The 14,885-nt window shown below is 62.1% G+C and carries 14 protein-coding genes; 11 read left to right on the top strand and 3 right to left on the bottom strand.

What is annotated here, in order from left to right:
* Positions 1-343: 343 nt before the first annotated feature.
* Together M2S36_RS05445 and M2S36_RS05440 are read right to left on the bottom strand one after the other, a co-directional pair.
* A complete protein-coding gene (locus M2S36_RS05445; protein ID WP_207831560.1) occupies positions 344-1,564 on the bottom strand; it encodes a CaiB/BaiF CoA transferase family protein in 1,221 nt (406 codons plus the stop codon).
* 14 nt (positions 1,565-1,578) lie between these two features.
* Positions 1,579-2,760 (bottom strand): acyl-CoA dehydrogenase, encoded by a 1,182-nt coding sequence (locus M2S36_RS05440; RefSeq protein WP_016712875.1) that lies wholly within the window; start codon positions 2,758-2,760, stop codon positions 1,579-1,581.
* A 162-nt stretch (positions 2,761-2,922) separates the two neighbouring features.
* Between M2S36_RS05440 and M2S36_RS05435 the strand changes: the two genes are divergently transcribed.
* From M2S36_RS05435 to M2S36_RS05390, 10 genes are all read left to right on the top strand, one after another.
* A complete protein-coding gene (locus M2S36_RS05435; RefSeq protein WP_207831558.1) occupies positions 2,923-3,822 on the top strand; it encodes a LysR family transcriptional regulator in 900 nt (299 codons plus the stop codon).
* Positions 3,823-4,258: 436 nt separating this feature from the next.
* Positions 4,259-5,380, top strand: coding sequence for a Re/Si-specific NAD(P)(+) transhydrogenase subunit alpha (locus M2S36_RS05430; RefSeq protein WP_015268506.1), 1,122 nt, complete (start codon positions 4,259-4,261; stop codon positions 5,378-5,380).
* A gap of 11 nt (positions 5,381-5,391) precedes the next feature.
* Entirely contained in the window at positions 5,392-5,706 is a 315-nt protein-coding gene (locus tag M2S36_RS05425) for an NAD(P) transhydrogenase subunit alpha (RefSeq protein ID WP_003256966.1), read from the top strand.
* A gap of 2 nt (positions 5,707-5,708) precedes the next feature.
* Positions 5,709-7,145, top strand: a complete 1,437-nt coding sequence (locus M2S36_RS05420) for an NAD(P)(+) transhydrogenase (Re/Si-specific) subunit beta (protein WP_063912395.1) — start codon at positions 5,709-5,711, stop codon at positions 7,143-7,145.
* Between the two features lie 186 nt (positions 7,146-7,331).
* Entirely contained in the window at positions 7,332-8,825 is a 1,494-nt protein-coding gene (locus M2S36_RS05415; RefSeq protein ID WP_024087961.1) for an acetyl-CoA hydrolase/transferase family protein, read from the top strand.
* Between the two features lie 371 nt (positions 8,826-9,196).
* Positions 9,197-9,412 (top strand): DUF1127 domain-containing protein, encoded by a 216-nt coding sequence (locus tag M2S36_RS05410; RefSeq protein WP_003256968.1) that lies wholly within the window; start codon positions 9,197-9,199, stop codon positions 9,410-9,412.
* A gap of 305 nt (positions 9,413-9,717) precedes the next feature.
* Entirely contained in the window at positions 9,718-10,035 is a 318-nt protein-coding gene (locus tag M2S36_RS05405) for a DUF2388 domain-containing protein (protein ID WP_025337247.1), read from the top strand.
* An 88-nt stretch (positions 10,036-10,123) separates the two neighbouring features.
* Positions 10,124-10,417: a DUF2388 domain-containing protein gene (locus M2S36_RS05400; RefSeq protein WP_233688238.1), complete on the top strand. Its 294-nt coding sequence runs from the start codon at positions 10,124-10,126 to the stop codon at positions 10,415-10,417.
* Positions 10,418-10,453: 36 nt separating this feature from the next.
* Positions 10,454-10,774 (top strand): DUF2388 domain-containing protein, encoded by a 321-nt coding sequence (locus tag M2S36_RS05395; RefSeq protein WP_015268501.1) that lies wholly within the window; start codon positions 10,454-10,456, stop codon positions 10,772-10,774.
* Positions 10,771-12,726 carry a DUF7844 domain-containing protein gene (locus M2S36_RS05390; protein ID WP_207831554.1) on the top strand — a complete coding sequence of 652 codons (1,956 nt, stop codon included), beginning with the start codon at positions 10,771-10,773 and terminating at the stop codon, positions 12,724-12,726. Before M2S36_RS05395 ends, M2S36_RS05390 begins: the two co-directional genes overlap by 4 nt.
* Positions 12,727-12,852: 126 nt before the next feature.
* On the opposite strand, the gene M2S36_RS05385 is transcribed toward M2S36_RS05390, so the two are convergent.
* Entirely contained in the window at positions 12,853-13,254 is a 402-nt protein-coding gene (locus M2S36_RS05385; RefSeq protein ID WP_207831552.1) for a GFA family protein, read from the bottom strand.
* 268 nt (positions 13,255-13,522) lie between these two features.
* Between M2S36_RS05385 and M2S36_RS05380 the strand changes: the two genes are divergently transcribed.
* Positions 13,523-14,830 carry a CitMHS family transporter gene (locus M2S36_RS05380; RefSeq protein WP_207831550.1) on the top strand — a complete coding sequence of 436 codons (1,308 nt, stop codon included), beginning with the start codon at positions 13,523-13,525 and terminating at the stop codon, positions 14,828-14,830.
* Positions 14,831-14,885: the final 55 nt, after the last annotated feature.

The following is a 14,885-nucleotide window of genomic DNA, read 5'->3' as shown; positions in this document are numbered from 1 at the left end:
AGCGTTTATTTTGAAGTTTTTTGCGAGAAACTCGTTTAGCTTCAAACACTTGACTCGCTGCGATCTCTCGTAGCGGGAGGCGAATCATACAGCGTTTAGAAACGCTGTCAACCATCTTCTCAACCACTGCCGATCAGGCGACCGAAGCACTCCTGATACTACCTGAATCGCTTAACTAATTGATTTTCAAGAAGTTTTGCGCTTCGACTACGTCAGAAGTGGGGCGCATTATAAGGGGATTCGAAACCGCGTCAACCTTTAATTTCAAGAAACACTGGTATCGCTGAAAAGCAAAGCGGGGAGGCCTGACGGCCTCCCCGCTTTTCACCAAGGCCACACGCCCTTAAAGCACGCCAGCACTGCGCAGCCGTTGCACCTCATTGGCATCCAGCCCCAATACATCCTCCAGCACCACCTCGGTATGCTCACCCAGCAGCGGCGGCGCCCGACGGTACTCCACCGGCGTCTCCGACAGCCGTATCGGGCTCGCCACCTGCGGCACACTTCCCGCCAACGGATGCGGAATGCTCACCGCCAACCCGCGCGCCAGCACCTGCGGGTCCTGGAACATCTGCGCCAGGTCGTTGATTGGCCCGCACGGCACCCCTGCAGCCTCCAGCTGGCTCACCCACTGCGCCGTGGTCTTGAACACCGTGGCCTGGCGGATCAGCGGAATCAGCTCGGCCCGGTTGGCCACCCGCAGCTTGTTGGTAACGAAGCGTGGATCGTCCGCCCATTGCGGCTGCCCGGCCACCTCGGCGAACTTGCGGAACTGGCTGTCGTTACCCACGGTAAGGATGAAGTCGCCATCCGCCGTCGGAAAATCCTGATAAGGCACGATATTGGGATGCGCATTCCCCAGGCGACGAGGCGGGTTGCCCGTGGTCAGGTAGTTCATGGCCTGGTTCGCCAGGCAGGCCACCTGCACATCGAGCAACGCCATGTCGACATGCTGGCCCACCCCGGTCTGCTCCCGATGGGCGAGGGCAGCGAGGATCGCCACCGTGGAATACAGCCCGGTCAGGATATCGGTCAGCGCCACCCCCACCTTGACCGGCCCCGCACCTTCTTCACCCTCCGGACGGCCAGTCAGGCTCATCAGCCCGCCCAGCCCCTGGATCATGAAGTCATAACCCGCGCGCTTGGCATAAGGCCCGGTCTGGCCAAACCCAGTGATGGAACAATAGATAAGCCGCGGGTTGATCGCCTTCAGGCTCTGGTAGTCCAGGCCATAGGCAGCCAACCCACCCACCTTGAAGTTCTCGATGACGATATCGGACTTCGCCGCCAGTTCACGCACCAGGCGCTGCCCCTCGGCCTGGGTGAAGTCGATGGTCACCGAGCGCTTGTTGCGGTTGGCCGACAGATAATAGGCCGCCTCACCGGTGTTCTCACCCTCGGCATCCTTGAGGAAGGGCGGCCCCCACGAGCGGGTATCGTCACCACTGCCAGGGCGCTCGACCTTGATCACATCGGCACCAAGGTCAGCGAGAATCTGGCCAGACCAGGGGCCGGCCAGCACGCGAGAAAGGTCCAGCACCCGCAGATGTGATAGCGCGCCCATGGGCTGGCTCCTTATCAATAGAAGGCCTGGATACCGGTCTGCGCACGCCCCAGGATCAGTGCATGCACATCGTGGGTACCTTCATAGGTGTTGACCACCTCCAGGTTGACCAGGTGACGGGCCACACCGAACTCATCGGAAATGCCATTGCCACCCAGCATGTCACGCGCCATGCGGGCAATATCCAGCGCCTTGCCGCAGGAGTTGCGCTTCATGATCGAAGTGATCTCCACTGCAGCCGTGCCTTCGTCCTTCATCCGCCCCAGACGCAGGCAGCCCTGCAGCGCCAGGGTGATTTCGGTCTGCATGTCGGCCAGCTTCTTCTGGATCAACTGGTTTGCAGCCAACGGACGGCCGAACTGCTGACGGTCCAGGGTGTACTGACGCGCGGTGTGCCAGCAGGCTTCGGCGGCACCCAGTGCACCCCAGGAGATGCCATAGCGGGCAGAGTTCAGGCAGGTAAACGGGCCTTTGAGGCCGCGCACATCCGGGAAGATGTTTTCTTCTGGCACGAACACGTTGTCCATGACGATTTCGCCAGTGATCGAGGCGCGCAGGCCGACCTTGCCGTGGATCGCCGGAGCACTGAGGCCTTCCCAACCCTTTTCCAGGACAAAGCCGCGGATATCACCCGCATCATCCTTGGCCCAGACCACGAATACATCGGCGATCGGGCTGTTGGTGATCCACATCTTGCTACCGGTCAGGCGGTAGCCGCCATCGACCTTCCGGGCACGGGTGATCATCGAACCCGGGTCGGAGCCGTGGTTGGGCTCGGTCAGGCCAAAGCAACCGATCCACTCGCCGCTGGCCAGCTTGGGCAGGTACTTCTGCTTTTGTGCCTCGGTACCGAACTCGTTGATTGGCACCATCACCAGCGACGACTGCACGCTCATCATCGAGCGGTAACCCGAGTCGATGCGCTCTACCTCGCGAGCAATCAGGCCATAGCACACGTAATTCAGGCCACTGCCACCGTATTGCTCGGGAATGGTAGCGCCCAGCAACCCGACCTCACCCATTTCACGGAAGATCGCCGGGTCGGTCTGCTCATGACGAAAGGCCTCGAGCACACGCGGGGCCAGCTTGTCCTGGGCGAACTGATAAGCGCTGTCACGCACCATGCGCTCTTCTTCAGTGAGCTGCTGATCGAGCAGCAGCGGGTCGATCCAGTTGAAGCTTGCTTTACCGGCCATGAGCGAAATCCTCGAAATAGGGGGCAGTTTTCTTGTGCCTTTGAGCCTAGGCCTGATCGGCCGCCGGGACAAACGAGGATTGCGCACCAATTAGTGATAATTTGTCACTTCGTAAATCGGCAAAACGCCATATTGACAGCCTTACGAGTGAGGTTGACGTACATGCGCCGCAAGATCCCCAGTACCGCCGCCCTGGTTTGCTTCGAGGCGGCGGCGCGCAACGAGAGCTTTACCAAGGCCGCCCAGGAACTCGCCCTGACCCAAGGCGCCGTCTGTCGTCAGATAGGTAGCCTGGAAGCCTTCCTCAATGTGGAACTGTTCCGCCGCTCGCGCCGCGGCGTGAAGCTGACCGAAGCCGGCCTTTCCTACAGCCGTCAGGTGGCCGCCCAACTGGACGCAGTAGAGCGCGACACGTTGTCGGTAATGCGCCAGCAGGGCGCCAACGTGATCGAATTGGCCGTGGTACCCACCTTCGGCACCCAGTGGCTGCTACCGCGGCTCAAGGACTTCCAGCAGCGCCACCCGGAGGTCACGGTCAATCTCACCAACCGCACCCGGCCCTTCCTGTTTGCCGACACCACCTTCGATGCTGCCATCTACTTCGGCGATGCCGACTGGTCCGGCACCCAGTCGCACCGGCTGATGGGGGAAAACCCGGTACCGGTGTGCAGCCCGGCGCTGCTGGGCGGGCAGGGTGCGCTCGACGCGCAGCGCATTGCACAATTGCCACTGCTGCAGCAGAGCACGCGCCCCTATGCCTGGCGGCAGTGGTTCGGCAGCGTCGGCATGAATGTGGAGCGCGACATGACAGGCCCGCGCTATGAACTATTCTCGATGCTCGCCCAGGCGGCCATGCATGAGATGGGCATCGCGCTGATTCCGCCGTTCCTGATCCAGCGCGAGTTGGAGGAGGGTAGGCTGGTGGTCGCTAACAGGCATGCCCTCAGTAGTGACAAGGCCTACTATCTGATGATTCCGGAGCGCAAGGTGGAGTCGGCTTCGCTGCGCGCCTTCCGCGACTGGCTACTGAGCCAGGCTCAGGCGTACACGGCGAAGACTTAGGGAAGCGCGACAAATTGACCCCGTAGTCAATTATTTTAAACACCTACAGATATATGTATTTGTCGCATCTACATAAACTGTTATGCAGGTGCAAAAATCCTCTTTAATCCTGCTTACGGCGCGGCTTTGCGGGTTATTTTGCGACATTCACCAAGCCGTAAGCGAATTGACCGCAAAATTTTTGATTTTTTCTCCTACTCTGCCAATAGCCTATGTTTGACGCGCTGCAGCCTGACCGTTGCGACATACGGTCACAGGGTGACTTGTAGTTTTGACTTCGTTTCGCTCCAGAATCGGTTGAAGGCCCCCGGCTTCGTCTGCAAAATGCTTCGCCCGCCCGGAATTCGGCGGGTCGGCGCTCCACAGCCGCCCCAGCGCACCATCCGAAGTGCGCTGGCTTTTACAAAGACAAAAGGTCACCGCAGGAGAAATAGTCGTGCACATTGGTGTTCCTCTCGAGACGCAGACCGGTGAGACAAGGGTCGCTGCGACCCCGGAAACCATCAAGAAACTGATTGGCCAGGGCCATCAGGTCACCGTCCAACGGGGGGCAGGGCTCAACGCCAGCATTCCGGACAGTGCCTATGAGGCCGTGGGCGCTTCCCTGGGGAGTGCAGCCGATGCCTACGGCGCCCAATTGGTGCTCAAAGTGGTCGCCCCCAACGACCAGGAACTGGCCCTGATCAACAGTGGCAGCCTCCTGGTGGGCATGCTCAACCCCTTCAACAGCGAACTGATTGGCAAGATGGCCGAGCGCGGCATTACCGCGTTCGCCCTGGAAGCCGCGCCACGCACCTCGCGGGCGCAGAGCCTGGACGTGCTGTCATCGCAAGCCAACATCGCCGGTTACAAGGCGGTGTTGCTGGCTGCCCATCACTACCCACGCTTCATGCCCATGCTGATGACCGCCGCCGGCACCGTAAAGGCCGCGCGCGTGCTGATCCTGGGCGCGGGCGTTGCCGGCCTGCAGGCCATTGCCACGGCCAAGCGCCTGGGTGCGGTGATCGAGGCGTCCGACGTACGCCCGGCCGTGAAGGAGCAGATCGAGTCGCTGGGTGCCAAGTTCATCGACGTGCCCTACGAAACCGATGAGGAGCGCGAGTGCGCCGAAGGTGTTGGCGGTTACGCTCGGCCAATGCCGGCCAGCTGGATGCAACGCCAGGCCCAGGCCGTGCACGAGCGCGCCAAGCAGGCGGATATCGTCATCACCACTGCGCTGATCCCGGGGCGCAAGGCACCGACCCTGCTCAGCGCCGAAACCGTCGCGCAGATGAAGCCCGGCTCGGTGGTCATCGACCTCGCAGCGGCCCAGGGTGGCAACTGCCCGCTGACCGTCGCCGACCAGGTGGTACAGGAGAACGGCGTGATCATCGTCGGCCCGACCAACCTGCCGGCCCAGGTGGGCGCCGATGCCTCGGCGCTGTATGCCCGCAACCTGCTGGACTTCATGAAGCTGCTGTTCGACAAGGACGGCGCGCTGGTCATCAACCTCGAAGACGACATCGTCGCGGCCTGCCTGATGTGCCGTGATGGCCAGGTCGTCCGCAAGAACGGCTAAGGAGCACGACAATGGAAGACATGCTGATTTCCCACGGCATCTACAACCTGATCATCTTCGTGCTGGCCATCTATGTGGGCTACCACGTGGTGTGGAACGTCACCCCGGCGCTGCACACGCCGCTGATGGCCGTGACCAACGCCATTTCGGCGATCGTCATCGTCGGCGCCATGCTGGCCGCAGCCCTGACCGTGACCCCGGCCGGCAAGCTGATGGGCACCCTGGCAGTGGCCCTGGCCGCGGTCAACGTGTTCGGTGGCTTCCTGGTCACCCGTCGCATGCTTGAGATGTTCAAGAAGAAAACCAAGAACGAGGCGCAGAAGTAAGCATGAGCATGAATCTGGTAACGCTCCTCTACCTCGTCGCCTCGGTGTGCTTCATCCAGGCGCTCAAGGGCCTGTCGCACCCGACTACCTCGCGGCGCGGCAACCTGTTCGGCATGATCGGCATGGGCATCGCCATCGTCACCACTGTCGGCCTCATTTATAAGCTCGGGGCTGAGCTTGCGACTGCCGGTATCGGCTACGTCATCGTTGGCTTGCTGGTCGGCGGTACCGCCGGTTCGATCATGGCCAAGCGCGTAGAGATGACCAAGATGCCGGAACTGGTCGCCTTCATGCACAGCATGATCGGCCTGGCTGCGGTGTTCATCGCCATCGCCGCGGTGCTGGAACCGCAATCGATGGGCATCGTTGCCGCCATGAGCGACCCGATCCCCACCGGCAACCGCCTGGAGCTGTTCCTCGGCGCGGCCATCGGTGCCATTACCTTCTCCGGTTCGGTGATCGCCTTCGGCAAACTGTCGGGCAAGTACAAGTTCCGCCTGTTCCAGGGCGCACCGGTACAGTTCGCCGGCCAGCACAAGCTGAACCTGATCCTCGGCCTGACCACCATCGCCCTGGGCCTGCTGTTCACCTTCACTGGCCACTACAGTGCCTTCACCCTGATGCTGGTCCTGGCCTTCATCATGGGCGTGCTGATCATTATTCCGATCGGGGGCGCCGACATGCCGGTGGTGGTGTCGATGCTCAACAGCTATTCGGGCTGGGCCGCGGCCGGTATCGGCTTCTCGCTGAACAACTCGATGCTGATCATCGCAGGCTCCCTGGTCGGCTCGTCCGGTGCGATCCTCTCGTACATCATGTGCAAGGCGATGAACCGTTCGTTCTTCAACGTCATCCTCGGTGGCTTCGGTGGTGATACCGATGCCGGCGCGGCACAAGGCTCGAAAGAGCAGCGCCCGGTGAAGTCCGGTTCGGCCGACGATGCTACCTTCCTGCTCAGCAACGCCGACAGCGTGATCATCGTCCCGGGCTACGGCCTGGCGGTGGCCCGCGCCCAGCACGCACTGAAGGAACTGACCGAGAAGCTGACCCACAACGGCGTAACCGTGAAGTACGCGATTCACCCGGTGGCGGGCCGTATGCCCGGGCACATGAACGTGCTGCTGGCCGAGGCCGAAGTGCCGTACGACCAGGTGTTCGAGATGGAAGACATCAACGCCGAGTTCGGCCAGGCCGATGTGGTGCTGGTGCTGGGCGCCAACGACGTGGTCAACCCGGCGGCGAAGAACGATCCCAAATCGCCAATCGCCGGCATGCCGATCCTCGAAGCGTTCAAGGCCAAGACCATCATCGTCAACAAGCGCTCCATGGCCAGCGGCTACGCCGGCCTGGACAACGAACTGTTCTACCTCGACAAGACCATGATGGTGTTCGGCGACGCCAAGAAGGTCATCGAAGACATGGTCAAGGCGGTGGAGTGACACCTGTCGCTGCAAACCAGCTGATATAAAGGAAGCCCCGGTCAGAATCTGCCGGGGCTTTTCTTTTATTGATCCGGATCAACGGCTCTATTCCAAGCCTTCTCATACGACCATGGTCGCGGGACGGCAAGGGGCGAAGTCTCTAGACTGCGCTGCAGTAGTTTCAGTAGCCCGAGATAACAATCCATGTACCGTGATCGTATCCGCTTGTCCTCCCTGCACAGCAAGGTAATGAGTGCGGCTGATGCCGCTGGTCTGATCGAGGACGGCATGACCGTCGGCATGAGCGGCTTCACCCGCGCCGGCGAAGCCAAGGCCGTACCACATGCACTGGCCGAACGTGCCAAGCAGTCGCCACTGAAAATCAGCCTGATGACCGGCGCCAGCCTGGGCAACGACCTGGACAAGCAACTGACCGAGGCCGGCGTGCTGGCTCGCCGCATGCCGTTCCAGGTCGACAGCACCCTGCGCAAGGCCATCAACGACGGCCAGGTGATGTTCATCGACCAGCACCTGTCGGAAACCGTCGAGCAACTGCGCAACCAGCAGCTGAAGCTGCCGGACATCGCGGTCATCGAAGCCGTGGCCATCACCGAACAAGGCCATATCGTACCAACCACCTCGGTGGGCAACTCGGCCAGCTTCGCGATCTTCGCCAAGCAGGTGATTGTCGAGATCAACCTCTCGCACAACACCAACCTCGAAGGCCTGCACGACATCTATATCCCGACCTACCGCCCGACCCGCACGCCAATCCCGCTGGTCAAGGTCGACGACCGTATCGGCAGCACCGCCATCCCGATCGACCCGGCCAAGATCGTCGGCATCGTCATCAGCGACCAGCCGGACTCGCCGTCCACCGTACTGCCGCCGGATGACGAAACCCAGGGCATCGCCGACCACCTGATCAACTTCTTCAAGAAAGAAGTCGAAGCTGGCCGCATGACCAACAAGCTTGGCCCGCTGCAGGCCGGTATCGGCAGTATCGCCAACGCAGTGATGTGCGGCCTGATCGAGTCGCCGTTCGAAGACCTGACCATGTACTCCGAAGTACTGCAGGACTCCACCTTCGACCTGATCGACGCCGGCAAACTGAGCTTCGCTTCGGGCAGCTCGATCACCTTGTCGACCCGCCGCAACGCCGACGTGTTCGGCAATCTGGAGCGTTACAAAGACAAGCTGGTGCTGCGCCCGCAAGAAATCTCCAACCACCCGGAAGTCGTCCGTCGCCTGGGCATCATCGGTATCAACACTGCGCTGGAGTTCGATATCTACGGCAACGTCAACTCCACCCACGTCTGCGGCACCAAGATGATGAACGGCATCGGTGGCTCGGGTGACTTCGCCCGTAACGCCCACCTGGCCGTGTTCGTCACCAAGTCGATTGCCAAGGGTGGCGCGATTTCCAGCGTGGTGCCGATGGTCAGCCATGTCGACCACACCGAGCACGATGTGGACATCCTGGTCACCGAGCAAGGCCTTGCCGACCTGCGAGGCCTGGCGCCACGCGAGCGGGCCCGGGCGATCATCGACAACTGTGTGCACCCAGACTACCGCGCGGCACTGAACGACTACTTCGATCGTGCCTGCCAGCGTGGCGGCCACACCCCGCACATCCTGCGCGAAGCCTTGAGCTGGCACGAGAACCTGGAAGAAACCGGGCGCATGCTGGCTAGCTGATCCAGATGTGGTACGGAACGGCGGCCCTGCTTCCGCTGTTCCGGGCTCTTCGCGGGCTTGCCCGCGAATGGGCCATAACAGTCAAACCCTTTCATCAACACCCCGCCGCAATTTGCAACATAATCTGTACTACTGTACTGGTGTTTTCACACCTTACTGGCTGATAAATTCCCTTCCTCGAACCAAAACGCACCAAATAAGTGCGGACCAGTACAGTTACGCCAGTTTCGGGTGCAACAGTAGGGTTACACAGTTAACTGGACCATCGTCTTTCAACCGAACTGTATCTACTGTTATGGACGACAGAGGAGGATCATTGGCATCAGTTAAATCACTACCTAATCCCGCCATAAGCGGAAGGATGAAACATCATGGAACGTACCCTCAGTTCCGGTCTGGTTTTTGAAAGCAACGCCCAACAATCCAACGCTTCGCTGCCGCTGCGCGCTCTGTCCACCCTGCTGCTGTGGCAGCGCCGCATGGCCAGCCGCCGTCAACTGGCTCGCCTGGACGCCCGCCTGCTGGCCGACGCCGGTATCAGCGAGTCGCAGCGTTACGAAGAGCTGAGCAAGCCTTTCTGGCGCTAAGCTCCGGCTTGCCGGCTTCGGCCGGCACCGCGAATTCCCGAAACCCGTTGCAGGTGACTGCGACGGGTTTTTTGTTTGCAGGCCGCATGACAGAGCCTTTCCGCAAACTGACCAATACAGTTTGTGAAAAACAAAAATACACAGGTACAGTTCATGAGCGCGCTGTTCATTAACATCCAGAAACACCGGCGCGTGATACGCTTGGTGTAACAGTCTGGTAGAACGCACTGTTGAAAGTACCGCGACGAGCTGTGTGAGCGTCCGATAAACAGAACCACCCGACCCTAGTCCAGGAGTCCACGATCATGTCCCGCAAATACCTGATTGGCGCCGCTCTGATGCTGAGCCTGGCCGGCACCGCAAACGCCACCAGCTTCGTTGTCACCACTGACGCCGTCGTTGGCGCAGTGGCCGCGTCCACCGATGCCACTTCCGATATTTCCTCCTCGTTCCGTGACGACAAGATCGTCCAGGCCGCCCGTGACGACGCCGCCAGCTTCGTTGGCAGCCAGGGCGACATCCGCGGCGCCAAGCTGGAAAGCGCTTTCCTGCACATCCGCTCGCAGATGCCTGCCCTGCAGGCCAGCGATGCACAACTGGCCCAGGCCATCCTGGCGCTCTGACCCCGGCTGAACCGTTCAGCTGTGCTGGTCACTACCAGCACAGCCGTACTCACCTTTGCCGCCCACGTTTCCAGCTGTCGTAGAGCCCATGCGTTATCTGTTGCCGTTGCTGTTCTCCGTTGTTGGCGTGGCCAGCGCCCATGCCATGGATACCACCACGCAAGGGCTGGTCATCACCGGCTATGTCACCAGCCAGGTCACCACCGCACCGTTCGACCGCAAACTGGTCCGCCAGGCCCACGACGATGCCGCTGCCTTCGTCGCCAGCGACGGCCAGATCCGCGGTGCGCGGCTTGAAGCAGCGCTGGAATCATTACGCCACAATTGCGCACGGCAACGCGTCGGCGATCTGGAACTGGCGCAGGCAATTCTCGTCCAATAACTACATCTGACTCCCTGTATTTTTCGGAGATGCTCCATGCGTAAACCGCTGATTGCCGCTACCCTCGGCATGCTGCTGCTGGCCGACCTGGCCCAGGCACAGACCCTGGTGGCCACCAGCAATATCATCGTGCGGGCCTTTGGCCGTTCGATCGATTTCACCTCTGACACCACCACTTCGATCCGCGACTCCAAAGTGGTGCGCGAAGCCCATGACGACGCCGCCAGCTTTGTCGCCAGCAACGGTGAAATTCGCGGCGCCCAGCTCGAGGCCGCCTTCAACACCCTGCGCGAGCGCGTGCCGCAAGCGCGCGACGCCAGCGACCAGGTACTGGCCGAAGCCATCCTCGCGCTGTGAACCGCGTGCGCGCCTGGCTGCTCGGCTGCGCCCTGACGCTGCTCGGCACGCCCGCCCTGGCCGACCTGCAGCTCGCGCTGCAGGCGTCCGGCCTTGATTCGCAGCAGGCCCAAGCCACCCAGGCCCTGCTCGACGAGGCCCTGGGCAAGCTGCCCCCTCGCTTCAAGCAACAGCTGAACCGCCGCGTGCAGGTCAGCTGGAGCGACAACATGCCGGCCGACGCCTATGGCCAGGCATCGTTGGTGTCCACCCTCGAACTCAATCGCCGCCTGCTGCCCAGCCTCACCGATGGCAGTGCCGCCACCGAGCGCACCAACCGCCCGCATGGCACGGTGCGTGAAGAACTGCTGGCCACCGTGCTACACGAGCTCACTCATATCTACGACCGCGCCCGGCTGTGGCCCAACGCCGACAGCGCGCTGATCACCCGCTGCAAGCGCCAGCAAGGCACGTTGGGCAAGGTCGGCCTGCCCGAGGCATGCCGTGGCCAGGCCGAGCGCCGCTTTACCCTCAGCGACGACCCGCGCCTGCTCGACCTGGCCGGGTGGCAGCAGTACGTGGGCCGACGCGGCGAGCGCGAGCAGCACAACGGCCAGTTCGTGCGCAGCCCCGACAGCTATGAACTGAGCAGCCCCAAGGAGTACATCGCGGTCAACATGGAGTATTTCCTCCTCGACCCGAGCTACGGTTGCCGCCGCCCGGCGCTGAACCAGTACCTGCGTGAGCACTTCGGCTGGGCACCGCAACAGGACAGCTGCGCCAAAGGCCTGCCGTTCATCAATGCCGGCAGCGACTTCGCCCGCCAGCCGCTGGGCGAAATCGACCCCGAGCGGGTCTATGAGGTGGATTACCTGCTGGCCGAAGCCAACCAGAACCTGGTCAGCCGCTGGGGCCACAGCATGCTGCGCCTGGTGATCTGCAAGCCAGGCCGCCCACGCGGGCCGGACTGCCGCCTGGACCTCGACCAGAGCCTGGTGCTGTCGTACCGCGCCTTTGTCAACGATGTGCAGCTTTCCAGCTGGGACGGGCTGGTCGGCGCCTACCCCTCGCGACTGTTCGTGCTGCCGCTGGGCCAGGTGATCGACGAATACACCAAGACCGAGCTGCGCAGCCTGGCCTCGGTACCCTTGCGGCTCAGCCGCGAGGAGATCGAAAACCTGGTGCGCCAGGCCGCCGAAATGCACTGGAGCTACGACGGCAACTACTGGTTCCTGTCCAACAACTGCGCAGTGGAGTCGTTGAAGCTGCTGCGCAGCGGCACCGCCAACCCACGCCTGAACGACCTCGACAGCATCATGCCCAATGGCTTGCTGGCCGTGCTCAAGGGCAGGGGGCTGGCCGACACCAGCGTGCTCGACGACCCCCGCGAGGCGCTGCGCCTGGGTTATCGCTTCGACTCCTACCGCGACCGTTACCAGGCCATGTTCGAGGTGTTGAAGAAACAGTTGCCAATCAAGCAGGCCAAGGTCGAAGACTGGCTGGCTCTGGACGCCGAGCAACGTCGGGGCTGGTTCGCCCAGGCCGACCTGCGCACCAGCGCCGCCTTGCTGCTGCTTGAACAGGCCAGCTTGCGCCGGCAACTGCTGCTGGCCCAGGAAGAGGTCAAGCAGCGCTACCTGAATGCCGCCGCGCGGAACGATGGCAGCGTCAGCAAGGCCGATGCGACCCTCCGGCAGATGCTGGCCAACAGTGGCTTCCTCAGCCGCCCGGCAGAGTTGCTCGATAGCAAAGGCTACGGGCTGCCACAGCCGCAGGAGCGCAAGCACCTGGAGCAGGTCAGCAGCGAGCGGCAGGCGCAGTTGCTGCGCTTGAGCACGAGCCTGGACAAAGAGGTGAGGGCGCTGCTGGAGCCGTCGCGGGCCAGGGAAATTGCGGCGGTGGAAGCCAATGTGAAGCAGGTGGGCGAACATCTGCGGGCACTGCACAAGGCCGCCGGTGGCCTGCAATTGTAACGACCATTGTGCCGGCCTCTTCGCGGGCATGCCCGCTCCCACAGGATCTGTACAGCACCTGAGATCTGCGCCGCACCTGTGGGAGCGGGTTTACCCGCGAAAGGGCCGGCACAGACAGCACAAGGCCTACAGGTTCTCCTGCGCCTCCGAAGGCAAATCCTCATCCAGATGCAACCAAGGCAACCGGCTACCCACCCAGATATGCCGGTTGGCCCTGACCCGCTCCGGGTGGTCCAGGGTCGCCACCGTCACATCCACCGTGTCCGGGCTATGCGTGGTCACCAGCGCTACATGCGCCCCGCAATGCCCACAGAAGTACCGGCTGCAACTGGCCGGCGCGACATAGCAGTTCGGCTCGCCCGCCAACCACCGGAACCCCGAGCGGGGCAGGGTGAGCCAGGTCACCACCAGCCCGCCGCTGACCCGCCGGCAGATCGAACAATGGCAGTGGGCAATGTCCGTCAGGTCGCCCTCCAACCGATAACGCAAGGCGCCACAATGGCAGCCACCCTCGGTCACCTCCTGCATCACCTACCTCTCGTCGCCTTTGCTTCGGCGAAAGCTGGCTGAAAGCTTGCCCTCATAGGATAGCCCCCCACTACCGGCACAAGACCGGTCAGCCAGGGCACCCGGTAACCACCGCGCCCGGCCCAATCAACAACAACAATGGTGATTCTGATGTTTTCCTGTGCCCGACTTTCCGTAGCCACCCTCCGCATGCTCCCCGCACAGCGCCATACGCGCTGATTCGCCCGAATCGACTTTCCTTTCGCCGCGCCACGCCTGGAGTACTGCCATGCTGACCTTCCTCGGCTTTGCCATGGTCATCACCTTCATGTACCTGATCATGACCAAGCGCCTGTCGGCCTTGATCGCGCTGATCCTGGTACCGATCCTGTTTGCCCTGTTCGGCGGTTTTTCCGCCAAGATCGGCCCGATGATGCTCGAGGGCATCAGCAAGCTCGCGCCTACCGGCGTGATGCTGATGTTCGCCATTCTCTACTTCGCCCTGATGATCGACTCCGGCCTGTTCGACCCGGCCGTGCGCAAGATTCTCAAGCTGGTCAAGGGCGATCCACTGAAAGTCTCCGTCGGCACCGCAGTACTGGCCCTGGTGGTCTCGCTCGACGGTGACGGCGCCACCACCTACATGATCTGCTGCGCCGCCATGTTGCCGATGTACAGCCGCCTGGGCATGAGCCCACGGATCATGGCCGGCCTGATCATCCTCGCTGGCGGGGTGATGAACATGACCCCCTGGGGCGGCCCGACCGCCCGTGCCGCCAGCGCCCTGCACGTGGACCCGTCGGACATCTTCGTGCCGATGATCCCGGCCATGCTGTTCGGCGTGCTGGCAATCCTTGCCATCGCCTACCTGTACGGCAGGCGCGAACGTGCCCGCCTGGGCGAGTTGCACCTGCCCACCGACGACATCGATCACAGCGAAATCACCGTTTCGCAGTACCCGGACGCGCGCCGGCCTAAACTGCTGTACTTCAACGGCGCCCTGACCGCTGCCCTGATGGTCGCGCTGATTGCCGGTGTGCTGCCGCTGCCGGTGCTGTTCATGATCGCCTTCAGCATCGCCATGATCGTCAACTACCCGTGCCTGCAGCAGCAGAAAGACCGCATCGCGGCCCATGCTGGCAGCGTGCTGGCGGTCACCGGGCTGATCTTCGCCGCCGGCATCTTCACCGGGATCCTGTCGGGCACCGGCATGGTCGACGCCATGTCCAAGAGCCTGCTGGCGGTCATCCCAGAGGCGCTGGGCCCTTACCTGGCAGTGATCACAGCGATCGTGAGCATGCCGTTCACGTTCTTCATGTCCAACGACGCGTTCTATTATGGCGTGCTGCCAGTGCTGGCCGAAGCCGCCAGCCATTACGGCATCAGCCCGGTGGAAATGGCCCGTGCGTCGATCGTCGGGCAGCCGGTACACCTGCTCAGCCCCTTGGTACCCTCCACCTACCTGCTGGTGGCCCTGGCCGGCATCGAGTTTGGCGATCATCAGCGCTTCACCTTGAAGTGGGCAGTGCTGGTGTGCCTGTGCATAATGCTCGCCGCGCTGCTGATGGGCATTTTCCCGCTGTTCAGTAGTCTTTAATAAACGCGTATTACCCAACGCGACGCGCCCCTGATCCGGACGCGTCGCCTTTACC

The organism is Pseudomonas sp. SF2 (assembly GCF_036858055.1).
Lineage (GTDB): Bacteria > Pseudomonadota > Gammaproteobacteria > Pseudomonadales > Pseudomonadaceae > Aquipseudomonas.
This window is presented reverse-complemented; position numbering and strand designations above follow the sequence as displayed.